General features: G+C 39.8%; 24 protein-coding genes. 12 read left to right on the forward strand and 12 right to left on the reverse strand.

Going from position 1 to position 22,914, the window contains the following annotated elements:
• Positions 1-40: 40 nt before the first annotated feature.
• The 3 genes from bfr (PISS_RS17495) to PISS_RS17505 all read right to left on the reverse strand — a co-directional run bounded on the left by bfr (PISS_RS17495) (position 41) and on the right by PISS_RS17505 (position 2,523).
• The gene (gene bfr, locus PISS_RS17495) at positions 41-505 is read right to left on the reverse strand and encodes a bacterioferritin (RefSeq protein ID WP_036955020.1); all 465 of its coding nucleotides are present in this window, start codon (positions 503-505) and stop codon (positions 41-43) included.
• Between the two features lie 11 nt (positions 506-516).
• Entirely contained in the window at positions 517-990 is a 474-nt protein-coding gene (gene bfr / locus PISS_RS17500) for a bacterioferritin (RefSeq protein ID WP_013463107.1), read from the reverse strand.
• A gap of 678 nt (positions 991-1,668) precedes the next feature.
• Entirely contained in the window at positions 1,669-2,523 is an 855-nt protein-coding gene (locus PISS_RS17505) for a cation diffusion facilitator family transporter (protein WP_013463109.1), read from the reverse strand.
• Between the two features lie 266 nt (positions 2,524-2,789).
• Here PISS_RS17505 and PISS_RS17510 point away from each other — a divergent pair, with 266 nt between their 5' ends.
• The 4 genes from PISS_RS17510 to PISS_RS17525 all read left to right on the forward strand — a co-directional run bounded on the left by PISS_RS17510 (position 2,790) and on the right by PISS_RS17525 (position 5,830).
• The gene (locus tag PISS_RS17510) at positions 2,790-3,278 is read left to right on the forward strand and encodes a GNAT family N-acetyltransferase (RefSeq protein WP_016899173.1); all 489 of its coding nucleotides are present in this window, start codon (positions 2,790-2,792) and stop codon (positions 3,276-3,278) included.
• 70 nt (positions 3,279-3,348) lie between these two features.
• Positions 3,349-4,701 carry a DNA-3-methyladenine glycosylase 2 family protein gene (locus PISS_RS17515; protein ID WP_058155892.1) on the forward strand — a complete coding sequence of 451 codons (1,353 nt, stop codon included), beginning with the start codon at positions 3,349-3,351 and terminating at the stop codon, positions 4,699-4,701.
• Positions 4,698-5,165 (forward strand): methylated-DNA--[protein]-cysteine S-methyltransferase, encoded by a 468-nt coding sequence (locus PISS_RS17520; RefSeq protein ID WP_058155894.1) that lies wholly within the window; start codon positions 4,698-4,700, stop codon positions 5,163-5,165. Before PISS_RS17515 ends, PISS_RS17520 begins: the two co-directional genes overlap by 4 nt.
• Positions 5,166-5,245: 80 nt before the next feature.
• Positions 5,246-5,830, forward strand: a complete 585-nt coding sequence (locus PISS_RS17525) for a thymidine kinase (RefSeq protein WP_058155896.1) — start codon at positions 5,246-5,248, stop codon at positions 5,828-5,830.
• Here the strand turns inward: PISS_RS17525 and ltaE are convergent.
• Both ltaE and rlmF read right to left on the reverse strand, forming a co-directional pair.
• Positions 5,813-6,817 (reverse strand): low-specificity L-threonine aldolase, encoded by a 1,005-nt coding sequence (gene ltaE / locus PISS_RS17530; RefSeq protein WP_058155898.1) that lies wholly within the window; start codon positions 6,815-6,817, stop codon positions 5,813-5,815. The genes PISS_RS17525 and ltaE overlap by 18 nt on opposite strands.
• A gap of 18 nt (positions 6,818-6,835) precedes the next feature.
• Positions 6,836-7,768: a 23S rRNA (adenine(1618)-N(6))-methyltransferase RlmF gene (gene rlmF, locus PISS_RS17535; protein ID WP_058155901.1), complete on the reverse strand. Its 933-nt coding sequence runs from the start codon at positions 7,766-7,768 to the stop codon at positions 6,836-6,838.
• A gap of 129 nt (positions 7,769-7,897) precedes the next feature.
• On the opposite strand from rlmF, the gene PISS_RS17540 reads away from it, so the two are divergent.
• Complete coding sequence (locus PISS_RS17540) at positions 7,898-8,806, forward strand: alpha/beta fold hydrolase (RefSeq protein ID WP_058155903.1); 909 nt, start codon at positions 7,898-7,900, stop codon at positions 8,804-8,806.
• On the opposite strand, the gene PISS_RS17545 is transcribed toward PISS_RS17540, so the two are convergent.
• The 3 genes from PISS_RS17545 to PISS_RS17555 form a co-directional block, all read right to left on the reverse strand.
• Complete coding sequence (locus PISS_RS17545; RefSeq protein ID WP_058155905.1) at positions 8,775-10,217, reverse strand: tetratricopeptide repeat-containing sulfotransferase family protein; 1,443 nt, start codon at positions 10,215-10,217, stop codon at positions 8,775-8,777. The two genes, PISS_RS17540 and PISS_RS17545, sit on opposite strands and share 32 nt — an antisense overlap.
• A gap of 144 nt (positions 10,218-10,361) precedes the next feature.
• A complete protein-coding gene (locus PISS_RS17550) occupies positions 10,362-12,932 on the reverse strand; it encodes a TonB-dependent receptor plug domain-containing protein (RefSeq protein WP_028834142.1) in 2,571 nt (856 codons plus the stop codon).
• A 332-nt stretch (positions 12,933-13,264) separates the two neighbouring features.
• Positions 13,265-13,423: an oxidoreductase-like domain-containing protein gene (locus PISS_RS17555; protein ID WP_076921669.1), complete on the reverse strand. Its 159-nt coding sequence runs from the start codon at positions 13,421-13,423 to the stop codon at positions 13,265-13,267.
• Positions 13,424-13,527: 104 nt separating this feature from the next.
• Here PISS_RS17555 and PISS_RS17560 point away from each other — a divergent pair, with 104 nt between their 5' ends.
• Both PISS_RS17560 and PISS_RS17565 read left to right on the forward strand, forming a co-directional pair.
• Positions 13,528-13,950, forward strand: a complete 423-nt coding sequence (locus PISS_RS17560) for a hypothetical protein (RefSeq protein ID WP_013463120.1) — start codon at positions 13,528-13,530, stop codon at positions 13,948-13,950.
• Positions 13,951-14,033: 83 nt separating this feature from the next.
• Positions 14,034-15,395 carry a leucyl aminopeptidase family protein gene (locus PISS_RS17565; protein WP_036955013.1) on the forward strand — a complete coding sequence of 454 codons (1,362 nt, stop codon included), beginning with the start codon at positions 14,034-14,036 and terminating at the stop codon, positions 15,393-15,395.
• 27 nt (positions 15,396-15,422) lie between these two features.
• On the opposite strand, the gene gloA2 is transcribed toward PISS_RS17565, so the two are convergent.
• Both gloA2 and PISS_RS17575 read right to left on the reverse strand, forming a co-directional pair.
• Positions 15,423-15,809, reverse strand: coding sequence for an SMU1112c/YaeR family gloxylase I-like metalloprotein (gene gloA2 / locus PISS_RS17570; protein ID WP_008464296.1), 387 nt, complete (start codon positions 15,807-15,809; stop codon positions 15,423-15,425).
• Between the two features lie 82 nt (positions 15,810-15,891).
• Positions 15,892-16,971: a ketoacyl-ACP synthase III gene (locus PISS_RS17575; protein WP_028834141.1), complete on the reverse strand. Its 1,080-nt coding sequence runs from the start codon at positions 16,969-16,971 to the stop codon at positions 15,892-15,894.
• Positions 16,972-17,350: 379 nt separating this feature from the next.
• On the opposite strand from PISS_RS17575, the gene PISS_RS17580 reads away from it, so the two are divergent.
• From PISS_RS17580 to PISS_RS17600, 5 genes are all read left to right on the forward strand, one after another.
• Positions 17,351-18,589 carry a sensor histidine kinase gene (locus tag PISS_RS17580; RefSeq protein ID WP_013463124.1) on the forward strand — a complete coding sequence of 413 codons (1,239 nt, stop codon included), beginning with the start codon at positions 17,351-17,353 and terminating at the stop codon, positions 18,587-18,589.
• Positions 18,586-19,110 (forward strand): response regulator transcription factor, encoded by a 525-nt coding sequence (locus tag PISS_RS17585; protein ID WP_036955011.1) that lies wholly within the window; start codon positions 18,586-18,588, stop codon positions 19,108-19,110. Before PISS_RS17580 ends, PISS_RS17585 begins: the two co-directional genes overlap by 4 nt.
• A gap of 23 nt (positions 19,111-19,133) precedes the next feature.
• Positions 19,134-19,553 carry a thiol-disulfide oxidoreductase DCC family protein gene (locus PISS_RS17590; protein ID WP_036955008.1) on the forward strand — a complete coding sequence of 140 codons (420 nt, stop codon included), beginning with the start codon at positions 19,134-19,136 and terminating at the stop codon, positions 19,551-19,553.
• A gap of 84 nt (positions 19,554-19,637) precedes the next feature.
• Positions 19,638-19,916 carry a peptidylprolyl isomerase PpiC gene (ppiC, locus tag PISS_RS17595; RefSeq protein WP_008464312.1) on the forward strand — a complete coding sequence of 93 codons (279 nt, stop codon included), beginning with the start codon at positions 19,638-19,640 and terminating at the stop codon, positions 19,914-19,916.
• A gap of 77 nt (positions 19,917-19,993) precedes the next feature.
• Positions 19,994-20,803, forward strand: coding sequence for a substrate-binding periplasmic protein (locus tag PISS_RS17600; RefSeq protein ID WP_058155906.1), 810 nt, complete (start codon positions 19,994-19,996; stop codon positions 20,801-20,803).
• 37 nt (positions 20,804-20,840) lie between these two features.
• On the opposite strand, the gene PISS_RS17605 is transcribed toward PISS_RS17600, so the two are convergent.
• Together PISS_RS17605 and PISS_RS17610 are read right to left on the reverse strand one after the other, a co-directional pair.
• Complete coding sequence (locus PISS_RS17605) at positions 20,841-21,500, reverse strand: DsbA family oxidoreductase (RefSeq protein ID WP_024600949.1); 660 nt, start codon at positions 21,498-21,500, stop codon at positions 20,841-20,843.
• Positions 21,501-21,620: 120 nt separating this feature from the next.
• Positions 21,621-22,841 carry a M24 family metallopeptidase gene (locus PISS_RS17610; protein WP_024600948.1) on the reverse strand — a complete coding sequence of 407 codons (1,221 nt, stop codon included), beginning with the start codon at positions 22,839-22,841 and terminating at the stop codon, positions 21,621-21,623.
• Positions 22,842-22,914: the final 73 nt, after the last annotated feature.

Below are 22,914 nucleotides of genomic sequence, written 5' to 3' on the forward strand. Positions count from 1 at the left end.
AAGCAGCCTTAGCTGCTTTTTTTATGTTTATAACTTTAACTTACAGTTGTGATTGTAAGTAGTTTTCAAGCCCAGTGTTTTTGATCAGCAGTTGCTGTGTTTCGAGCCAATCAATTTGCTCTTCTTGCTCATTTAAAATGTTATCGAGCGCTTCACGGCTAATGTAATCTTTTTTACTTTCAGCTAGTTTAATGGCAGTACGCAGTTCGTCTACGGTATCAAGCTCAAAGCTCATGTTAGCGGCAATCATTTCTTCGCTGTTTTCGCCTATACGTAAACGTCCTAAATCTTGAAGATTAGGTAAGCCTTCTAAAAATAAAATACGCTCAATTAAACGGTCGGCGTTTTTCATTTTTTGTATCGATACTTTGTAATCAGCTTTGTCTAGTTTACTAAAACCAAAATCTTTAAACATACGTGCATGTAAAAAGTATTGGTTAATACCCACAAGCTCATTAGCAAGTACTTTATTTAGTGCTGCAATAACGTCTTTATCGCCTTTCATAATATAAGTCCTTATTCGCCCATTTGAGCTTGGTGATAGTTTTGAGTGCCAATTTTGTCAATCAGACCCAATTGTTGCTCTAACCAGTAGACGTGATCTTCTTCGGTATCAAATAATAGCTTTTCTAGAATTTCACGTGATTGATAATCTTGCTGTTGTTCACAGATGGCAATAACTTCTTTAACACACTCAACCACTTCAAGTTCTAAGGTTAAGTCGTTTTGCATCATGCTTTTTACATCGTCACCAATTAACAGATCACGACGTTTGGTCATGTTTGGTACGCCTTCTAAAAAAAGAATACGCTTGATTAGCCAGTCAGCGTGGTCTTTTTCTTCTTCCATTTCATGGTTAAGACGCTCATAAAGTTTGTTTAAGCCCCAATCATCGTACATACGAGAATGAATAAAATACTGGTCAATAGCAGCTAATTCGTTAGCTAACAATGTATTGAAGGCGTCGATTACTTTTTGATTACCTTTCATAGCGCTTATCCTAAAAATTCTAATTGTGGCTAGTCTAGTATATAGGCACAGAATTGCAAGTAATTTACTTATAAATCATATGGTTAATATTGAGTTTGATTCTTGTTTAAGTTTGCATTGCTGGCTGACAAATGGACAAGTTGTTATTTGTATTTTAGATCAGCAAGTTACATTTTTTATAACATAAAAAGGCATACTTACTAAGGTTATTAAGTAAAGTATTGCAGCTATTCTAAGTGTTGAGGTTGTTCTTTTACGCTTTATTACTTCGAATTCTGGGATGAATACAGTAAAACTGAAATATTTACACAACTGAGTTTTTTCACTCAATTTATTTTGTAGCCACTCTCGTAATCTAATTATTGCTATTGTAGCGGGGTGATGTCTTTGCACCCCGCTCACGGCTCTGTAATTAATGAAGTAAGAAAGGCTAAGGAGCAGGGAAGTGGACATTTATTGTTTACACAAATATCCGTGAAAAAAGCAGATAAAGCTGAAAACTTAATGCTGCCTCTTGCAGCAGCAACTATCAGTACTCTTTAATTTAATTAATTTGTGATAATACTTATCTATCGTATTTTTGTAGCGGTTTAAATAAAAACCGCTGAGAAGTCTATCTAATATAAGTAAACCTACTTAGAGCTTTAATGTAATCATTTTGGTTATTGAAAACAGTGATTAGTAACACTCGATTACACAGTGCTCAATTGCAAATTCATCATGTAAATAATGTTTAATGGCGTTAAGCTCAATAAGGGTATCTGTTTGCATCACAATTTCACAGTGTGTGGTGTTATCGTCGAGTTGCCATGCTTTTATTGATTTTATTTGAGTAATGGCAAACTGTTGCAGTAACTTTTTACTGATAAGTTGCTGGTCAAAACCAATGGGGGCTGCCTGCATTAAAATGCTGCAGCTGGCTTTAAGTAATAATACGCCGTGATAAATAACATACAGTGATATCAATATCGTCGCTATTAAATCAACTACATACCACTGGTATAAAATAATTAAAGTACCGGCAATAATAACCACAATAGAGGCCATGGCATCAGACACATTATGAATAAACGCCGCCTTTATATTCATGTTGTTTTTAGCGCCGGCTTTAAAGGTTAATAATGCAGTGACTAAATCAATGAATAGCGCTACTGCAGCAACCCACACAATGATCCAGCCATTGATAGGTTGAGGGTTTAAATAACTACTTATGGCCTCAAAAATTAAATAACCACCGATGACTATTAACGTGGTGCTATTAAAAAGAGTTGCTAGAATTTCTGCACGTTTGTAGCCAAAATGGTGGGTTGTATCAGCTTGCTTATTGCCAATTTTTCGAGCAACGAGGGCAATAAAAATTGAGGCCGCATCACTTAGGTTATGTAATGCATCGGCAATTAATGAAAGACTGCCGGAAAATACGCCGCCAACAACTTGCACTGCAGTCAGTAAAACATTTATAAATACGGCAAGAGTGAGCTGTTTATCACTTTGGTTATCATCAACGTGACTGTGTGAATGACCATGACCCATTTTAGTTAAACTTCCTCATTGCTTTACTGTGTACTCATAATGACAACTTTTTGCCATATATAAAAGCGTTGTTTTAATTTGTTTTTTTAATGCCCTAATGAATAAATTGAAATAAGCTCATGAACGTTACTTATTGAATATAAAACGATATGCTAGGGTATAAATAAATGTATTAATGGCTTAAATTATCATAATTAGTTAAGCACTTTTTATATTAAATTAGATGCTTACCAGGCATAAAAGTAGTTTTTTAAGGGTCAATAACAATGAACACAGCAATAGAAATTCGCGATGCAAAGCCAAGTGATGCAAAAACAATTCTACACTTTATCAATGAGCTTGCTATTTACGAAAAAGAACCTGATGCAGTTAAAACCGATGAGCAAGCCATTTTAAACACCCTGTTTTGTGAAGGCGCAACGGCGCACAGTTTAATATGTTTACAAGATGATGAGCCAATAGGCTTTGCAGTATATTTTTACAACTACTCGACTTGGTTAGGTAAAAATGGTCTTTATCTAGAAGATTTATACGTGAGCCCTGATAGCCGCGGAAATGGCGCTGGTAAAGCCATTATGAAAGAACTGGCAAACAGAGCAATCAATAAAGACTGTGGTCGCTTTGAATGGGTGGTACTTGATTGGAATAAACCCGCGATTGATTTTTATAATAGTATGGGCGCTGAGCCACAAAATGAATGGATTATATATCGTTTAACGGGTCAGGCATTAATTGATTTTGCAAATAAAGATTAGTGCCGAATATGGCCAGTAATACGCTTAGTTTTTGCTAAGCTAAGCGCTACCTAATTTACAAGAGCATTTTATGGGTGATCAGCACTGGCAAAAAGCACGTCAAAGTCGTGATGCGCGTTTCGATGGGCTTTTTTATGTAGCCGTTAAAAGTACCGGTATTTATTGCAGGCCAATTTGCCCTGCGCCCACAGCTCACGAAAAAAATGTAGTCTACTATCAGTTTGCGCACTCTGCCGCGCAAGCTGGTTTCAGGCCTTGTATTCGTTGTCGGCCCGATAGTGCACCAGGAAGTGCGGCTTGGCAGGGAACAAAAACAACGGCTCTACGAGCCAAGCAATTAATTGATCAGGATAATCAGCACGACTGCGAAAAGCTCGCCACGCGTTTAGGAATAAGCAGCCGTTATTTAAGGCGATTATTTTCTCAATATTTTGGCATTTCTATCACGCAATATCGATTGTTTAACCAATGTCATTTTGCAAAAAAATTGATTCAAGAAACTAGCTTACCGCTTACCGAGATAGCGTTTGCCTCAGGCTTTAAAAGTGTTCGGCGTTTTAATGATGCTTTTTTAAAACAGCTTAATATTGCGCCCTCAGCGCTCAGAACCGCCAAGCACCCAGCTGATATTGGGCTCACCTTAATTTTGCCTTTTCGTCCGCCGTATAACTGGCAGGCATTGCATGGGTTTTTAGCAAAACGATTAATTCAGCCAATAGAGTGGTTAACGCCAACCAGTTATGGGCGTACTTTTACTTATAAATCGTGTAGAGGGCGTTTTGATGCTGAGTTTGTTGCAGATAAACATCATTTTCGGGTGCAAATTGATATAGATAATACGCAATATTTACAGCCAGTTATTAACAACATTCGCCGTGTACTTGATTTAGATGCAGATACTTATTTAATTGAGGCGCATTTAAGCGAACACATTAATAATGCATTTCCACTTACTAAAGGCTTAAGGTTACCGGGTATTTGGTCAAGTTTTGAGGCGGGAGTTAGGGCTGTACTTGGGCAACAAGTCAGTGTAGCGGCGGCGCACAACCTAGTGACTAATTTAGTAACACAGCTTGGTGAAAAGCAACACCAACAGGTCTATTTTCCTGAGCCTGAAGTGTTAGCACACAGTGATTTTGCATTCTTTAAAATGCCACAGGCGCGTAAAAATGCACTGCATAACCTCGCTGAATTTTGTGCCGTGAATCCAGATTGTGATGACTTAGATCAATGGCTTAGTTTAAAAGGGATTGGCCCATGGACGGTTAATTATGCAAAGTTACGCGGCCAAAGCCAGCCCGATATTTTACTCGATGGTGATTTAGGGGTTAAAAAAGCCCAAGCGGCAGTACGTTCTTTTGAGTCTGCGAACTGTGCACCATTTCGATCTTACTTAACTTTTCAACTTTGGCAGCAATTATGATAGTGCAAACCAGTTTACCCAGCCCGATTGACGATATTATTATTCAGGCAACTGAAAACGGTATTAGTTATGTGGGGTTTTATCCACCGGCCAGTTATATCAGTACGCCTTTAAATAAGGTGACTAATTCACATGTTTTATCTTGTATGGCGCAGCTTAATGAGTACTTTGCTCATTCGCGTACCGAGTTTGATTTAGAACTCGATACTGGCGGCACGCCATTCCAGCAAAGCGTATGGCAGGCATTGTGTAGCGTACCCTTTGGAAAAGTGGCGACTTATAAAGATATTGCCGAGCAGTTAAACAACCCTAAAGCTGTGAGAGCGGTAGGGGCTGCAAATGGTAAAAACCCAATCAGTATTATTGTGCCGTGTCATCGTATTATTGGTGCAAATAAAAAACTAACTGGTTATGCAGGTGGTTTAGAGCGCAAGCAATGGTTACTAGAGCATGAAGCAAAATAAATAGCTAAATAACGTATCCAAATTTGTATTCTGAGCACTTTAAGGTAGCATAAGCGCACTTTTTATTTGAAGGCACGACAATGGCGCAATTATACTTTTACTACTCTGCAATGAATGCAGGTAAATCAACCACCTTACTACAATCTGCATTCAATTATAAAGAGCGTGGTATGGAGCCGGTGATCCTCACGGCGGCTATCGATGATAGAGTCGGAGTAGGTAAAGTATCCTCACGTATTGGCTTGCAAGCAGATGCGCATATTTATGATGCAGATATAGATGTTTTTGCGCTTATTCAAGCTCTTAATGCAGATAAAAAACGCCATTGTGTGCTGGTAGATGAATGTCAGTTTTTATCAAAAGACCAAGTTATGCAGTTAACTGATGTGGTTGATGAGTTAGGAATACCCGTATTGTGTTACGGATTGCGCAACGACTTTAGAGGGGAGCTGTTTATAGGGTCACAGTATTTACTTGCTTGGGCTGATAAGTTAATAGAGCTTAAAACGGTGTGTCATTGTGGGCGTAAAGCAAATCACGTATTACGTACCGATGAAAATGGCGAGGCTATCGCCGATGGTAACCAAGTAGAAATTGGCGGCAACGACCGTTATGAATCGGTGTGCCGCAAACATTATAAAGCCGCGTTAAATATGGGCCGTTAAGGCTTTAATAAAGGTATCTATATCCGCTTTGGTAATACCTAAATGGGTTACTAGCCTAAGTTGCTTACTTGGGCTAATAAGAATGCCTTGTGCTTTTAAATCGGCTGCTAGCTTTGTGATGTTTATGTTGTTATCAAACGTAGCGTAAACCATATTTGTGGTATTACTCATATTTACTTCAAAGCCTGAAATTTCACTTAACTGCTGTGCTAAATAACGCGCATTAGCGTGATCATCGACTAAACGTTGAGTGTTATTTTCTAACGCATATTGCCCCGCAGCAGCTAACATACCGGCTTGGCGCATACCGCCGCCAAGCACTTTACGCCAGCGTCTTGCTTTGGCTATCAATGCTGTTGAACCTAATAATAATGAGCCAACTGGCGCACCTAAGCCTTTCGATAAACAAATAGAGACTGAATCAAAATGTTTGGTGATTTCTTTAATATCAAGGTTAAGCTCGGCTGCGGCATTAAATGCTCGCGCGCCATCTAAATGCAGTGCTAAGTTATGTTGATCAACAAATTCACGTGCTTTAATTAAATAATCAATACCCAGTACTTTGCCACCTATGGTGTTTTCAAGGCTCAGTAATCGCGTTTTCGCAAAGTGGCTATCATCGGGCTTTATTGCAGCAGCAATTTTAGTAAAACACAAGCTACCATCGGCTTCATTTTCAATAGGCTGTGGTTGAATAGAGCCTAAAATGGCAGCGCCACCGCCTTCAAACTTGTAGTTATGAGCACTTTGCCCGCAAATATACTCATCACCTCGCTCACAATGCGCCATTAATGCAAGTAGGTTTGCTTGTGTACCTGAGCTACAAAATAATGCATCGGCCACATTAAAGCGCAATCTAGCATAGGCTTCTAATTGGTTAACGCTTTCATCATCGCCGTATACATCATCGCCAACCGGGGCATGATACATAATATCTCGCATTTTATTGCAAGGCTTGGTCACTGTGTCTGAGCGAAAATCTATCATGAGTGGTCCTTATGGTTGTTATATGAATTCTTCACAAATTTGTTCACGGGTCGTTTTATCAAAATAACTCCACGCAATAAAGCGACTGACCTTTTGCCCCTGTGCCATTTCAACGATTTTATAGTCGCAAATAGGGAGCTGTTTTAGCTGTGTTTGTAAAGCAGCAAGGGTCTCTTTTTTAGAAACCAACGAGGTGAACCAGATCACTTGCTCACTGTACTGAGCGCTTTCTTTGATCATGTTAGAAATAAAGGTCAGCTCGCCGCCTTCACACCACAGCTCATTACTTTGGCCGCCAAAATTAAGTGCTTGCGAAGGCGCTTTACCTAAGTTTTTCCATTTACGCTCACTGCCTTTATTGGCTTCTTCTGCGCTGGCATGAAATGGCGGGTTGCACATCGTGAGGTGATATAAGTCTTTCGAAGTAATCACTCCTTTAAAAATATGCTCGGGATTTTTTTGCTGTTTAAGCGTTATTTTTAAATCGTTAAACTGAGCGAGTTGTTTGGCTATTTTTATTGCTGCTAAATCGATGTCGCTGCCAGTAAAGTGCCATTGGTACTCGCTACTGCCCGTTAGTGGGTAAACTAAGTTAGCGCCAGTGCCAATATCAAGCACTTTAATTTGTCGGCCAGTGGGAATAACCTGCTGATTATCTTCGCTGAGTAAGTCAGCTAAATAATGAATATAGTCAACTCTTCCTGGAATAGGTGGGCATAAGTTGTGCTCAGGAATGTCCCAAAAGTTAATGTTGTAATGGCTTTTTAATAGCGCCTGATTTAAGGTTTTTACAGCTAAGTTATTACTAAAATCAATACTTTGATTGCCTGCTGGCGTCGTAATTAAAAAAGCAGTTAACGAAGGGGTTTGCGAGGTAAGCAAATTAAAATCGTAACCATTTTTGTGTTGATTGCGCGGATGTAATTTAGAACGAGTTGATTTTGCTTTCATGAGGCTTTTTTAACAACAGGAATAAAAGCCAATAGTAACAAATACAGACAGAAAAAGTGCATAATTTTCCCTTTGGCTTACCAGACATTACTGGTAGGATGAGTTGTTAGCAATTATAAGGAATTCGCTTTGGCAGTTACTCAACAATCTATTTTTATTAAATTAGATGACCATCAAACACTGCATTTGCGCCGTATCGCCAATCAGAAGCCGAGCGGCCCTGTGGTGTTATTAATTCATGGTGCGGTAGAAAATGGCAAAATATTTTACACTCATAGCAATAAAGGGTTAGCGCCTTTTTTAGCTGAACAAGGGTATTGTTGTTACGTAGCTGATTTACGCGGGCGTGGTGAAAGTAAACCTGCTATTTGTAAGCAAGCACGGTATGGACAAACTGAGGCGATTGTTGAAGATATTCCGGCATTTATTGAAAAAATTGAACAGTTAGAGAGTAAAAAACCTGACTTTTTAGTTGCTCATTCTTGGGGTGGGGTGTTGCTTAATAGCGTGTTTGCTCGCTTCCCTGAGCTGATAAATGATGTAAAAGCGTGTGCCTATTTTGGTTCAAAGCGTTCGCTATTTAATAACCACCCTAAAAAGTTATTTCAGGCCAATTTAATTTGGTATTTTATGGCGCCAATATTAGCGAAAAAACACGGTTATTTACCAGCAAAACGCTTAAAGTGGGGCAGTGATGATGAAACTCAAAAGTCGCATTATCAAAGTATGCAGTGGGCTAAGAAAAATCCGTGGATAGACAGTGATGATGGCTTTGATTACGCTAAAACATTAGCAAATCTCACGCTTCCTCCGACGTTACATATTGCGGCAGTAAAAGATAAAGCATTGGCACAGCCTATCGATATTCAAAAGTTTATTGATGAGTCAGGTACTGGGGTGCAAAAAATGCAAATATATGGCCGCCGCTTTGGGCACAAAGTAGATTACGACCATATTAATATGCTTACCCATCCACAGGCACGCCAAGAACAGTTTATGGATGTGCTTAATTGGTTTGAGGCAACGAGAGCAAACTAAGTAAAGGGGCTTCATAACGCTGCCATTTATCAAGGCTTTTGTTATTTACAGGCTGCCTGATGGCATGTTTACTGAGCGTTGTAACGGCGCTTTTATTTTTGTAAAAGTCTAAACAAGTCTGTTCAAATTCACAGCCAGTAAAACTCAATAGTGCGGTTAATTGATCTTTAGGGTTTTCAATTAACTGCTCATAACTTAAATTATAAATAGCTAAGCGGTTAAATTGCTGCCAATGGCTCATCAGTTTTTCATAAAGCTGATGGTACAAAGTAAATTCATTTAAATCACAAAAATAGGGTTCGTTTTCAGCAAAGTAATTAGTAAACACTGAAAATGCGGTTGCGTTAAAGTTGCGGGTCAGGTTAATAAACTTAGCGTCTGGGAATAAAATATAAATTAACCCTAAGTTTTGGTAGTTGCTAGGCAGTTTATTGATCACAAATGCGCAATTGCTCCCAGAAGAACTTAAGGTATCTAAATATATAGCTCTGGCTTGGTTAATTAAAGGCGTTGTTAGCTTAGTTAAGCATTGAGGGTAGCGTAACCCTGTTTTATGTTCTAAAAAAGCGACTACCTTATTACTAATACTGGTGTCTTCTCCAAGCGTTGCCCATTGACTGTGTCCTGATAACATCTGCTCCAGTAAGGTTGAGCCGCTTCGTGGCATACCAATAATAAACACGGGCGTAACAGGATACTGCTTATTTAGGTTTGCTAAATTGAGCACACTTTCATTGTTATATTCAATAAGTTGATCATAAAACCCAATTAAATCTTCAGTATTAAATTCACTGAGTTTGTGTTGTTGCTGATTGGCAATCACAAAATAGTTAAACGCTTGATCAGTATCGTCTAACTTGTCGTAACTTTTAGCTAAAGCATAGTAGCAGACCATTTTTAAGCGTAGGTTATTTGTTTGCGTTAAAAAGTGGTGTAACTGATCGATGTAATTATTTGCTTTATTAAAGCGCCCTAATTGTACCAATTCAAATAAAACATAAGCCGTAACTGGTGCTATTCCAAGCTTTAATGCTTCCTCAAACGTGGCATGCGCTTTATCAAGCTCGCCAAAGGTTAAATAGTGCTGGGCTAAATAATAATGAGTGTCTGGGTTGTCTGCGGCAATACTTGTTGCGTATTCGAGTACTTTTTGCGCATCTTCAGGAGAGTTGACCGCATTAAATGCATCACTTAGTGCATACAAAGGTTCTAATGCAAAAGGGAGATGCTGACACGCTCGTTGTAGTATATAAACAGCGGCATCAAATTGTTCTAAACGTAGTGCTACTTTACCTAAGCCAAACAGGGCGTCACCATTATCAGGCTCTGCTTGTAATAGCATTTTGTAATGAAACTCAGCTTCTCTGAGCTTGTTTTGTGATAATAACTGGTCCGCTTTTTTTAGTAGCATAATACAACTAATATTCTTTTTAATTACTATAACCCCAAAGTCACAAAAAATGCGAGTGTAAAAGTCATTTTAAATGGGTTTATAAAGGGCAATAAAAAGGCGAAATGCATTACACATTTCGCCTTTGATTATCATTAACACATGTTAGAAAGTATAGGTTGCTTTAGCGTAGTAAAAGCCACCATTAATTCCGTATGGAGATGTTTCGTAGTACTTACCACCCCAGTTGTTATTTGGTGCCACTGTGAAATCAAGTTTCTCTGCTTCTTGATCCAGTAAGTTTTGTGCACCCAATGAGAAGCTAATTGAGTCATTCATGAAGTAAGTGACTTCAACATCTAACGTCACAGCTGCGTCAGCCATTTTAGCTGTTTCATCATAATCTACGTGAACGCCTTGGTATTCGCCAAAGTAGTTAAGGCGAGAAAATGCTGAAAAGCTTTCCCATTGTTGTGCCCAGCTCAGTGTTGCACGGTGATTAGGTAAGTCATTTTCAAGACGGCTTACTTTAAATGCACCGGTAATATTACTTGAGCGTGTTACTTCTGTTTCATTCCAGTTGTACGCTAAGCTAAATGTAGAGCTACCACTGAATAATTCAGCTGAGTAGTTAGCAACTAAATCAACACCTTGTGTAGTGGTGTCAAAGTCATTAGTAAAGAAACTAACTTGCGCAAGGTTTTGTACGTTAGGTACGCCCGCAGCTTCAAGCGTGTCTTTATCTGCTTGGCTAAGTTCAATTTTATCTGATTGGCTAATACGGTCATCTACTTGGATGTTGTAGTAATCAACCGTTAAGAATAAATCGCCAATAGTATACACCGCACCAAAGGTGTAGCTTTGTGATTCTTCAGGCTCAAGTTCAGTACCACCTAGTTGAATAGCAATTGGGTTTGTAGGTGGTAGCAAAGCCGAATCTACTAGTACACCACTGCTTAAGTTAGTTTGTACGTTACTAACATTCGCTTGGCCTACGGTAGGCGCACGGAAACCGGTGCTGATAGAGCCACGAATATTTAGATCTTCAGTCAGGTGGTATTGACCCATTAACTTATAGTTAGTGGTTGAACCAAAGGTATCGTAATCTTCGTAGCGAAGCGCTAAGCCCATTAAGAATTCTTCAGTAAATGGCGCTTCAATATCAATATAAGCTGCATAGTTACGACGGTCATATTCGCCTGCATCTGATGGTTTAAATCCAGGGAAACCGTTAGAACCTATACCAAAACCTTGATCAGTTAATGGACCTGCAATAAACGAAGCCTCATCACCTGCCACTACAGTAAAGGTTTCTTCATGCCATTCTAAACCACCGGCAATATTTACATCGTAAGCTAAATCAAAGTCAAACCCTTTTGAAATATCAAAATTAAAGTTTTTCTCTAATTGTTCATATTTACCTGGGCTAAAATCACGCGGGCTATCTGGACCCAGTGAAGCATTGATTGTGTCGTATATAAAGTAGCGAGATTCGTTATACCCTACCGTACCACTTAGATCATAATAAGCGCCTTCTAAAAAGCCGCCAGTAAACTCACCTTTAGTACCGATAGTAAGTGACGTATCTGTAATATTACCACCAAAGTTTGGTGTAAAACCGCCCGGAAGCATTTCGTTAAATGCGAAACAATCAGGGTTATTTGCTACACCATTAATGTAGTCAGGGTTATCAAGAACGTTGTCATCAATCATGATTGTTGGACAGTTACCGCTCATATCACCGGTTAAATCACCAACAAGCAGTGTTTCGCCACCATCATTTGAGTATGCACCAGGGCGAGTATGTGGGTTACGGTAATAAAAACCACCGCGTACATCACGCTCTGAGTAGTTACCAAACATGTAAAATTGTGAGTCGTTAGTAAGTTCTAAACCAACATTACCAAAGATAGAGATGTCGTCATCAACCTCTGGTGCACCCCATACTTGAGTGATCGGAGCAATGTCTGGTACTCCAGCCTTGATAAGTTGAGTTGCATCGTAGCGTTGAACTGAACGGCTGGTCGCATCGGCTGTTTTGTACTGAAAGCTTAAATTTGCAAAACCGCTATCGGTAAACGGTAAGCCCACATTACCTGAAATTTGGGTTGTATCACCGTCGCCCTCGTAATATTGGCCTTTACGAACTTCGAAAGATCCGCCTTCCGAGGCATCTTTAAGTTGGAAATTTAAAACCCCAGCAATCGCATCAGAACCATATTGTGCAGCGGCACCATCACGAAGTACTTCTACTTGTTTCAGTGCAATACTTGGAATTACTGAAATATCAGCACCTTGCGCACCATCGTTAATACCACCACCTAAAAAGGCGATAACTGAAGCACGGTGACGACGTTTACCGTTAAGTAAAATTAGTGTGCTATCTGAAGGTAGTCCGCGTAAGTTTGCAGGGCGCACTAATGAAGCAGCATCACTGATTGGCATTGAGTGTACGTTTAAAGAAGGAATAGCCCCTTTTAATAGCTCTAGCATATCAGTGTTACCTGATTTACTTAGCTCTTCACCACCAATAATATCGATAGGTACAGGAGAGTCACCAATAGAACGAGGCGCAGAGCGCGTACCTACTACGGCAATTTTTTCTACATTTTTGTTAACTTTAACTTCGGTTTGCTCTTCTTGAGCAATTGCTGAACCAGAAACAAATAAGCCTGCGGCTGTTGTTGCTAGAGCAAATTTGATGGCCTGTTGAAGCGCATTGCTTTTTAATTTCATTCTAAATATCCCCAGTTAGAATTGATTTGTATAGTCTATTTAATGACTTTATTGTGGACGGTTCACATTCAATGGGGAGCAGATATTGCCAACTCACTCCTAAAAGCTTAATAAACTAAGCGCACCTCCTGTGAGTCCTCGAAATAGACTATAGATAAAAAAACTAAAGAGGGCAATGGGTAGTTAACCACTATTTAACAAGTTGAAACAAATGATTTATCTAAAAATAACGCAGAGTTAATCATAAGTAGGGCAGGGAAAGGGGGTAAAAGCAGGCATTGATACATAGTTATTAACTAAATAAGCTATTTTAGCTACTTTCTATTATTGAATTAAACTGACTTGCTATTGATATTTTCACCATGATGTTTTTTCCACTGTGCAAGTTTTTCTTTGTACTCATCCCATACACATGGACAGCAACTACCGCCGCCGCAGCACTCATCAGATTTTGGCCTTTCGGGTTTAGTGTTGGGTATGTTTTTTTGCATGTTTTTAATTAAAACTGAGGAAAATGAACTTTAAGAATAAATGATTGAATAAACCGTGTAAATTATTCTTTGTGAACTGAAAGCGCTGTGTGAGAATACAGGCTATGCGATTATATAAAGTTATCCATCGTGCACCCTGGCGGGTTGCTAAAATAAGTAAAAAGCGACAACAACTACGCTTTCGTCGTGCTATGGTCGCGCTTAAAATTGCGCTTGCCCAAGAAAGGCAAGAAACCAAAGAAATGCTAATAATTTATAGGCGTTATACCCAAGGGCAAACAAATAAAGCAGAACTAAAACGCGCCAACGAGCAGTTTGTTGATATATTAAAAGGACTAGGGCTAGGCGTTTTTGCGTTATTACCGTTTGCACCATTAACTATTCCACTGGTTGTTAAACTAGGGCAGTTAGTAGGTGTTGATGTATTACCGAGTTCTTTTAGTATGAATAAGCCGATTAAAGAAATTGATCAAGAAATTGCTCAACAAAACCAAGAGCAAGACTCAACGCCCTCAAAGAAGAAGTAAGCTAGCAGAACATAATTAGCTATACCTTTTAATAGTGCTTATTGTTATGCTAAGGCATCATTTTCTATTATGTGAGTCATTTAATGAGTGCTTTACTTCGTCATACCTCTTCAGGAATTCCTCTATCTTTTATCGTTAAAAACGAACTAACCGATTGGCTTACGCAGCAACCGAGTTTTGTACAGCGCTGGCTAGCAAACACAGATTTTGAAAAATCAGGACTCGCACTAGTACCAAACCCAGAAACGGGTGAACTTAGTCAGGTATTTTGTGTAATGCAAAGCACTGATGATTTTTGGGCCGCTGGCGAGCTTGCCAGTAAATTACCTGCGGGTTGTTATCAAATTCAAGGTGATGAGTCTTTAGTTGCTCAACTTGCTTTAGGCTTTGTCTTAGGTGGTTATGAGTTTAGTGAGTACAAGCAAAAAGCCACAGCAAAAGCTCAGCTTGGCATTGCTGATAAAACATTATATGAACAAGTAAAACAACAAGCGGACGCCATTAATTTAGCACGCGATTTAGTTAATACCCCAGCTGCTGATATGATGCCGCAGCATTTATCGCAGGTAATGAGTGACCTAGCAGATACATTCGACGGTGAATTTTCGCAGTGGATAGGTGATGAGTTATTAGAGCAAAATTACCCAACTATTCACATGGTAGGGCGCGCGAGTGAAAATAAACCACGATTACTTGACTTGAAATGGGGGGCAGTCGATGCGCCACAAATTACGTTAGTCGGTAAAGGCGTGTGTTTTGATTCCGGTGGACTGGATTTAAAACCTAGTTCAGGCATGCGCAACATGAAAAAAGACATGGGTGGGGCCGCGCATGTTATTGCCCTGGCTCAGCTAATTATGGCCGCTAACTTACCAATACGCCTTCGTGTTTTAGTGCCTGCGGTTGAAAATGCTGTTTCGCGTAATGCATTTCGCCCTGGCGATGTAGTAAAAACCCGTAAAGGTATTATGGTCGAAATAGACAATACCGATGCAGAAGGGCGACTAGTGCTGTGTGATGCACTAAGCGAAGCACAAAACGATGATCCTGAATTAATCATTGATTTTGCTACACTAACTGGTGCGTGCCGTATTGCGTTAGGTACGGAGTTACCGGGGTTTTTCTCAACGGATCGCGCTGTAGCAAATGCCATTATGGACTCGGGAATGCAAGTTAACGACCCTGTTTGGCAATTGCCGTTATTCGAACAATACAAACCATTTTTGAAAAGCGATGTGGCTGATATGGCTAACTGTGCAAGTACGCCATTTGGTGGCGCAATAACCGCTGCTCTTTATTTGAAAGAGTTTGTAGAGCCAAATACACCATGGGTTCACTTTGACGTAATGGCATGGAATTTACGTGCATTACCTGGGCGTCCAGCTGGTGGTGAGGCACTGGGTATTCGTGCAGTATTTACTTACCTACAAAATCGATTTAACTAAATTAAATATACCTTGAGTTATTAGATGTTAAAGTGCATATAACTCAAGGGGTAAGCCATCTGGATCGGCAAAAAAGGTGAATTTTTTGCCGGTTATTTCATCTTCTCTAATATTTTCGACGATGACATTGTGTGACTCTAAATAATGTTTAGCAGTATTAATACACCCAACTTTAAATGCTAAATGTCTAAGTCCTTGTGCTTCGGGGTAGCTTGGTCTACTTGGCGCATCATTAAACGAAAATAATTCTAACTGACTACCATCAGGTAAAGCTAAATCGAGTTTGTAAGACTGACGCTGTGCACGATAATGCTCATTAATAATCGTGAGTTTTAATATTTCACTATAAAAATGTTTAGAGCGTGGGTAGTTGCTACAAATGATGGCTACATGATGAATGCCTAGTAGTTGCATATATTTTCCTTAAAAAGCAAAAAGCGCACTAAAAGCAGTGCGCTGTTTATCAATACATGTGCATGGTCATATATATTAGCTTTTAGCTAGGTTCTGCGTCTTTACACGCTTTTACAGCCGGTGCAACAAGCTCTAAACCCGTTTTATCACACGGTGGAAGCTCAGCATCACTAATAGCAATAGGCGTTACTCGCTCGCCCCATTTTATATAGCTTGCCGCCCAAGTAAGGCCAGCCCCAAATGCCGCCGACATAATATTTGCATGCGGTTTAATTAAGCCTTGCTCAACGGCTTCACACAATGCAATTGCAATGGTGGCAGCAGAGGTGTTGCCATATTCACCAATATTGACCATTACTTTTTCGTCATCCACTTTTAAGCGATTTTGAATAGCTTGAATAATGCGTAGATTGGCTTGATGCGGAACTAGTACATCGATATCGTCTAACTTAAGATTGGCTTGTTCAAGCACGTCGTCACAGGCTTCACTCATGCCTTTAACGGCACGTTTAAATATTTCACGGCCTTCAAATAAAAGGTCTGATGGACCAATTGGCTCATATTTATTTAAATCACTGCCAAAATTAGTAATGTGTAAAATATCACGATCTTCGCTGTCACAACCGGTTTTAGTCCCTAATAAGCCTGCAGGTGTTTCTGCTGCTTCAAGCACAACGGCACCGGCACCATCACCAAATAATACTGCGCTGTCGCGTCGTGCCCAGTTTACATACCACGTCATGCGCTCAGCCGCGATAACGACAGCTTTTTTGATCATGCCAGCTTGAATTTGCGCTGTCGCAGCTTGTAAAGCATATAAGAAACCAGAACATGCCGCGTTGGTGTCCATGGCTGCAGCGCCTGTGGCACCAATATTTTTTTGTACTAATGAGGCGGTGTTTGCGACTACTGTTGAGGGGGTGCACGTTGCTAAAATAACTAAATCGATATCTTTTGCATCTACGCCAGCACAAGCAATGGCATGTTTTGCAGCCACACTAGCAAGTTCAGCAGTACTTACATGGCTAACTCTTCGTGCCTTGATACCTGTGCGTGTGGTGATCCACTCATCGGTTGTATCTACAATTTCACTTATTTCGTCGTTGCTGATGCTTGCTGGTGGAATGCATTTACCCCAACCAGTGATATGTGCGTAAGGCATAGTGTGTTCTCTTAAAAGTGGTATGACGTGTTCGTCTAATGAGGACGTTATATCAAAAATTAGCTGTTAACACTAGTTTATAGCATGGTTTGCTTAGTAATTACTGCTATTTTATGGACTATTTGCTGCATTTTTGTTTAGAGGTAAGTGGCTTGTTTTTATTGTGTTAATTAAATGCTTTTAATTATTGTGCGTGTTTTACACTATAGCTCATAGGCTTTCTAAGCTTAATAGAATACGAATACTTTGTTGACCATATATGCTTGAGTGCGGCTGAGTGAGCAGCTAATATGGGGCGCATATTATGAAATCATTACTTAAAAAGCATTATTTATAATGGATAACAAAGCAATGTATATTCAGTCAGGTGAATCTTATTGTGTTAATTAAAACCGATCCTGCTATTAGCCGGTTATTAATGCTACGCAGTGGCGCCATTGCTGTGCAGCTTATTGCAGTGTTAAGCGTTTATTTTTTATTAGAGCATCAAATTGCGCTCATGCCGTTGCTAGCCGTTATTACGCTTGAGGCGGTTTTTCAGTTAGCAAGTATCTTTGCTTATAGAAATGTTAGCCAAGCAAAGCCTGTTGGCATGCTGATGCAACTGACCGCTGACGTACTTTTTTTAACTATTTTGTTGTCTTTAAGTGGCGGTGCAACTAACGCATTTGTGTCGTTATTATTGTTACCTATTATGATAGCGGCAATTACATTGAGCGCTCGTGGGCTTGCCTATATTGCTGTGCTGGCTATCGCTGCTTACAGCATGCTACTGATTAAAATGCCAGAGCATAGCATGCACCAAATGAACATGAGTGGCCACTTTATTGGCATGTGGGTTAATTTTGTTATCAGTGCCTGCGTGATTGCGTTGGTTATTGGTGCAATGAACCGTGCTTTACAACAACGTGAGCGCACTATTGCCAAAGTTAGAGAGAAACAGTTGCGTAGTGAACAACTGGTTACTCTCGATGGCGCAGCGGCGCAAATTACTCATCAATTAGCAACGCCTATTGCTAATTTACAATTATTGTTTGAAGAGCTTGTAGAAGAGTATCCCAACAATGAAATTATTCAGCAAATGCAATCACCCTTGCTGCAATGCCGCACTCAGCTTAATGATTTTAGAAAGCTCTCTATGCAGCTACGAGATAAAAACACGCAAACACCTATAAAAGCAGAGCAGCTGCAAAATCAAATTCATGATACGTTGCTATTACAATACCCTAATCAACAAATAAACTGGCTTAATGAGGCGCCTAAAGCCACATTAAAAAGTGATGCCATGCTGCTACCTGCTATTTTAAACTTATTACAAAATGCAGCGCTTGCTAACGAAAAAAAAGGCCAAATGCAATTAGAGTTGAGTTGGCAACAGCCAGATGCGCAAAGTATTGCGTTAATTATTCGGGATTTTGGCGCTGGTTTTTTATCCTCAGAGTTAGCGGAGTTAGGCGGGCAGCTCATGCCCAGCGAGCAAGGCATGGGAATAGCGGTTATGCTATCAAATGTCACGTTTGAGCGTTTAAATGGTTCGTTAACTGTTTATAATCACCCCGATGGTGGGGCGGTGGCTAAGATACAAATGCCACTATTAATAACCGAGTCGGCGCTATGAAGCTGCTAATTATTGAAGATGACATTAACCTTGCTACCACTTTGGCAAGGCGCTTAACAAAACACAGCTTTAACTGTGAGGTTGCACATAACCAAACAGAGGCTTTACTTAGGGCTCGCCAGCAGCAACCTGATTGTATTTTATTAGATATGAAGTTAGCAGATGAAAATGGGCTGGCGCTTATTGCACCGCTGCGCCACTTGTTACCCAAGGCGCATATTGTATTGCTTACCGGCTTTGCAAGTATAGCTACAGCCGTAGAGGCGATACGCTTGGGCGCTAATGACTATTTAACTAAGCCTGTCGATATGGCAAGCTTATTAAAAGCGCTAAAAGTAGAGCCGGTATCGACAGTAACCGAAATTCCTGAAGAGGTTATGTCACCCGAGCGTTTAGAGTGGGAGCATATTCAACATGTATTACACAGTAACAACGGTAATGTATCAATGACTGCAAGGCAGCTTAATATGCATAGACGCACTTTGCAGCGCAAGCTACAAAAAAAACCTGTGCAGCAATAAGCCCTCACTTGAGCAAGCAATTAATGACCCATACCGCCGCGCTAATAAAAAACCAAAAAATTATACTGTTCGACGCCCAGTGCAAGCTTTGTAGTGCGTGGTGTAATTTTATTATTGCTCACGACCCTCAGACCATGTTTAAACTGTGCAGTGTACAATCGCCAAAAGGACAGCAAATATTAATGCACTTTGGCTATTCGACAACTGATTTTGCCTCTATGGTTTACATTGAAAACGCTCAAGCATTTATACAAAGCCATGCATTTTTTGAGGTGATTAAACAGCTAGGCTATCCGTGGAAACTTAGTGGTATATTTAGTGTGTTGCCAAATCGTTTTAATAATTGGCTTTATGATAAAATTGCATCAAATCGATATACCTTATTTGGTAAATATCACTATTGTAGGATCCCCTCAAAGCAAGACCAAGCCCACTATTTATAAGTGTTTTAATAGATGCCTGAATATATTGGCTGTGCTAAAATCGCGGCGTTTAATTACTAGTAAATAGGTTTTAAGGGCTTTTTAATGGCAAATACGGCGCACGCACTGCATATTTTAGTAAAACATAAAGAGATTGCAGAAGACATCATCAAGCAATTAGGCAAAGGCGCAAAGTTTCAAACTTTAGCTAAAAAGTATTCGTCATGCCCATCGGGTAAAAAAGGCGGTGATTTAGGTGAGTTTAGACGAGGCCAAATGGTTCCACAGTTTGATAAGGTGGCCTTTAGTGGTGCAATTTTAGAACCGCATTTAGTAAAAACGAAATTTGGTTGGCATGTGATTAAGGTGCTTTATCGTACATAAACTAACGCAATTTTAAGTTGCCGCTATACTTATCATTTGTTTAGTTTGTTACATTGCTAAAGCAACTTGGAATAACTATGAAGCTTATTATTTTATGCTGCAGTTTAATTTTAATGGCAGTGTCATTTTTTGCCAGTAGCACTGAGCAAACGATCGCCCTTAAGCTTGGCAAACCAAGCACCCAAGACATACCAAAAAACCACTATATTTTAACATTATTAGAAAAGAGCTTTGCAAAGGTTAATGTAAAGCTCAATATTGCTTATAGTCTTGAGCCAATGAATACTAAAAGAATTTTAGAAGAGCTCACACGTAACGATGATGTTAATTTAGCTTGGTTAACTTTGCCAAACTCCCTTGCAGAGCAAAGACATTTAATCCGCACAAGTTATCCTATTTATAATGGGCTGCATTCAAAGCGCTTGCTCATGGTTAAACAAAGCCGGTTGGGCGAATTTTCAGATATAAAAACCCTTAAACAACTAAAGCCGTTCATAGCCTTACAAAAGCAAAGTTGGTCTGATTATTATGTATTAAAGAACAATGGCTTAACAGTTAATGGTGATTTGAGTTATGAAAGCATGTTAAAAGCGTTAGATGAAGGACTTGGCGATTATTTTCCGCGTTCAGTAACTGCTATAAAAGCCGAAATACGTAAACATCCTCAGTATAACTTTGTTATTGAGCCTCATATTATGCTGCAATACGATAATTACTATTATTTTTACGCAAACGAAAATAACAAAGCAATCATTGAGTTATTAGAGCAAGGCTTAACAAAGTTAGCAGATAGCGGCGAGTTAAATGCGCTTTATGAGCACTATTATCGTGATGTTGAGGACGGGCTTAATTTAAACAACAGACAGGTGTTTAACTTAAAAAATTAATAAGGTTAGGCCGCAAAATGTAGCCTAACCCTAAAAATTATTGCTCCTGCTTGGCTTCTTCTTCACTTATTTGCTTAAGTGCTTGAATAAACGATTCACTCGGTTGCCCACCGGTAAGCGCGTACTTATCATTTATAATGAAAGTAGGTACTGAGGTTATTCCCATTTGTTTAAAGTTATTTTGCTCTTGGCGTACCGCTTGTACGTATTTATCTGAGTGTAAAATTTCTCTGGCTGTGTCTTTGTTAAGGCCGACTTTTTCTACCACATCCAGTAACGCATCTTCTTGATTTAAATATTTTAAATCGGTGAAGTGTGCTTCAAAAAACGCCAATTTCAGCTCAGTTTGTTTGCCTTCTTCACGCGCCCACATTAGCAAGCGGTGTAGATCAAAGCTGTTGATCATGATGCGTTTACCGTCAAAATTAAAGGTAAACCCAGCTCGTTCACCCGCATCCGCCATGTTTTGACGATTTCGCGCGCTTTCTTCTTCAGTTAAACTGTATTTTTGCTGCAAGTGCTCGTTTAAGTCTTGTCCTTCAAGTGGCATATCTGGATTAAGCTCAAAAGGTTGCCATGTAATATCCGCACTCATTTCGTCTTTTAATTCTGCCAATGCGGTTTCTAAGTTTTTATACCCAATAATACACCACGGGCACATTACATCTGAGACGATATCAATTTTTAAGTTTTTCATAGGGATCCTTGAAGGATTGCTTTTTTAATAACAATGGATATTGGGATGAAGTTTAGTTTATCAATCATTGAACATAAAAAGAGCAGCGAAAGTGCTGCTCGTTTATTGAATGTTTTCAGGTTAGCTGTTTAAACCAAATGGGTCGTCAATGCTGTGGCTTGGCTGGGTAAACCAACGCGGGCCGTCATCTGTCATGTAAAAGTGATCTTCTAATCTCACACCAAATTCATCTGGAATAACCAGCATTGGCTCGTTACTAAAACACATGCCTGTGGCAAGCGGGGTTTTATCGCCGCCCACTAAGTATGGCCATTCATGAATGTCTAAGCCAATACCATGGCCTGTGCGGTGTGGGCAACCTGGTGTTTGGTATTCAGGGCCTAAGCCTTGAGCTGCTAAGTAGCTGCGAGCGGCTTGATCAACCGATTCACAGGTTTCGCCGAGAGCTGCTTGATTGAAAGCTGCTAATTGTGCCGCTTTTTCAAAATCCCAAAATAGGCGTTGGCGGCTGGTTGCTTCACCAAATACATAAGTACGCGTAATATCAGACAGGTAATCGTGCACTTTACATCCAGTATCGATAAGCACCATGTCGCCTTTTTTCAAAATTTGTGGATCTTTTACACCATGTGGGAATGAGGTAGCAAGGCCAAACAATACAATACAGAAGTAATTTCCTGGGGCACCTACTGTTTGATGCGCTTTTTTTATAAATTCTTCGACTTCTACTGTGCTAATACCTTCATAAAGCATACTAGCGGTGGCTTTATGAACCGCTAAAGTCATATCCATGGCGCATTGCATTAATGCTAATTCATTGGCTGATTTATGCATTCTACAATGTGCGGTTACAGGTTGTGCGTTAACTAGTTTTAATCCTGAACTGGCTTTATTGATGCCATCAAAAATAAAAAACTGTGCGCTTTCATCAATGCCCACGGTAGCGGTGTCGCTAATATTAAGCTGTTTTAGCACTTTAACGAATAGCTCAAAAGGGTTCTCGTGTTCTTGCCAGCCGTGTATTGGGCCATCAATGACTTTAAAGCCATTTAAAGAGCCAATTTCAAAGTGGGGGGCAATGTATTGCACCTCACCCATGGCGGGTAAAATAGCGCCGACTAGTCGTTCACTGGCGTACCATTTCATACCGGTAAAATACGTTAAGTTGGTACCTGCATTTAAATATATCGCATCAATATTATTAGCTTGCATATAAGCTTGCGCTTTGGCCATACGCACTAAATACTCATCGGCCTGAATTGGCGTTACTGAGTGGGTCATATTGCTTAAACTAGCAAGTGCTTGTTCGGGTGTGTGTGTACCAATACCAACTGTGGTCATATATTTCTCCTACAAAATTTTGCATAGTGTGTAGGCTAAATGAGTTCAATTCAAATTAATTGCGATTAGTGAA

Origin of the sequence: Pseudoalteromonas issachenkonii, from assembly GCF_002310795.1 — a bacterium.
Taxonomy (GTDB): Bacteria; Pseudomonadota; Gammaproteobacteria; order Enterobacterales; family Alteromonadaceae; genus Pseudoalteromonas; species Pseudoalteromonas tetraodonis.

What these genes read in the sequence shown, in the direction of transcription:
- PISS_RS17550 (WP_028834142.1), bottom strand. Translation starts at nt 12,932, where the DNA reads ATGAAATTAAAAAGCAATGCGCTTCAACAGGCCATCAAATTTGCTCTA.
- PISS_RS17520 (WP_058155894.1), top strand. Translation starts at nt 4,698, where the DNA reads ATGATAGTGCAAACCAGTTTACCCAGCCCGATTGACGATATTATTATT.
- PISS_RS17565 (WP_036955013.1), top strand. Translation starts at nt 14,034, where the DNA reads ATGAGTGCTTTACTTCGTCATACCTCTTCAGGAATTCCTCTATCTTTT.
- ppiC (WP_008464312.1), top strand. Translation starts at nt 19,638, where the DNA reads ATGGCAAATACGGCGCACGCACTGCATATTTTAGTAAAACATAAAGAG.
- PISS_RS17510 (WP_016899173.1), top strand. Translation starts at nt 2,790, where the DNA reads ATGAACACAGCAATAGAAATTCGCGATGCAAAGCCAAGTGATGCAAAA.
- gloA2 (WP_008464296.1), bottom strand. Translation starts at nt 15,809, where the DNA reads ATGCAACTACTAGGCATTCATCATGTAGCCATCATTTGTAGCAACTAC.
- PISS_RS17600 (WP_058155906.1), top strand. Translation starts at nt 19,994, where the DNA reads ATGAAGCTTATTATTTTATGCTGCAGTTTAATTTTAATGGCAGTGTCA.
- PISS_RS17575 (WP_028834141.1), bottom strand. Translation starts at nt 16,971, where the DNA reads ATGCCTTACGCACATATCACTGGTTGGGGTAAATGCATTCCACCAGCA.
- PISS_RS17515 (WP_058155892.1), top strand. Translation starts at nt 3,349, where the DNA reads ATGGGTGATCAGCACTGGCAAAAAGCACGTCAAAGTCGTGATGCGCGT.
- PISS_RS17585 (WP_036955011.1), top strand. Translation starts at nt 18,586, where the DNA reads ATGAAGCTGCTAATTATTGAAGATGACATTAACCTTGCTACCACTTTG.
- rlmF (WP_058155901.1), bottom strand. Translation starts at nt 7,768, where the DNA reads ATGAAAGCAAAATCAACTCGTTCTAAATTACATCCGCGCAATCAACAC.
- PISS_RS17555 (WP_076921669.1), bottom strand. Translation starts at nt 13,423, where the DNA reads ATGCAAAAAAACATACCCAACACTAAACCCGAAAGGCCAAAATCTGAT.
- bfr (WP_013463107.1), bottom strand. Translation starts at nt 990, where the DNA reads ATGAAAGGTAATCAAAAAGTAATCGACGCCTTCAATACATTGTTAGCT.
- PISS_RS17560 (WP_013463120.1), top strand. Translation starts at nt 13,528, where the DNA reads ATGCGATTATATAAAGTTATCCATCGTGCACCCTGGCGGGTTGCTAAA.
- PISS_RS17590 (WP_036955008.1), top strand. Translation starts at nt 19,134, where the DNA reads ATGACCCATACCGCCGCGCTAATAAAAAACCAAAAAATTATACTGTTC.
- PISS_RS17545 (WP_058155905.1), bottom strand. Translation starts at nt 10,217, where the DNA reads ATGCTACTAAAAAAAGCGGACCAGTTATTATCACAAAACAAGCTCAGA.
- PISS_RS17610 (WP_024600948.1), bottom strand. Translation starts at nt 22,841, where the DNA reads ATGACCACAGTTGGTATTGGTACACACACACCCGAACAAGCACTTGCT.
- PISS_RS17605 (WP_024600949.1), bottom strand. Translation starts at nt 21,500, where the DNA reads ATGAAAAACTTAAAAATTGATATCGTCTCAGATGTAATGTGCCCGTGG.
- PISS_RS17505 (WP_013463109.1), bottom strand. Translation starts at nt 2,523, where the DNA reads ATGGGTCATGGTCATTCACACAGTCACGTTGATGATAACCAAAGTGAT.
- PISS_RS17525 (WP_058155896.1), top strand. Translation starts at nt 5,246, where the DNA reads ATGGCGCAATTATACTTTTACTACTCTGCAATGAATGCAGGTAAATCA.
- bfr (WP_036955020.1), bottom strand. Translation starts at nt 505, where the DNA reads ATGAAAGGCGATAAAGACGTTATTGCAGCACTAAATAAAGTACTTGCT.
- ltaE (WP_058155898.1), bottom strand. Translation starts at nt 6,817, where the DNA reads ATGATAGATTTTCGCTCAGACACAGTGACCAAGCCTTGCAATAAAATG.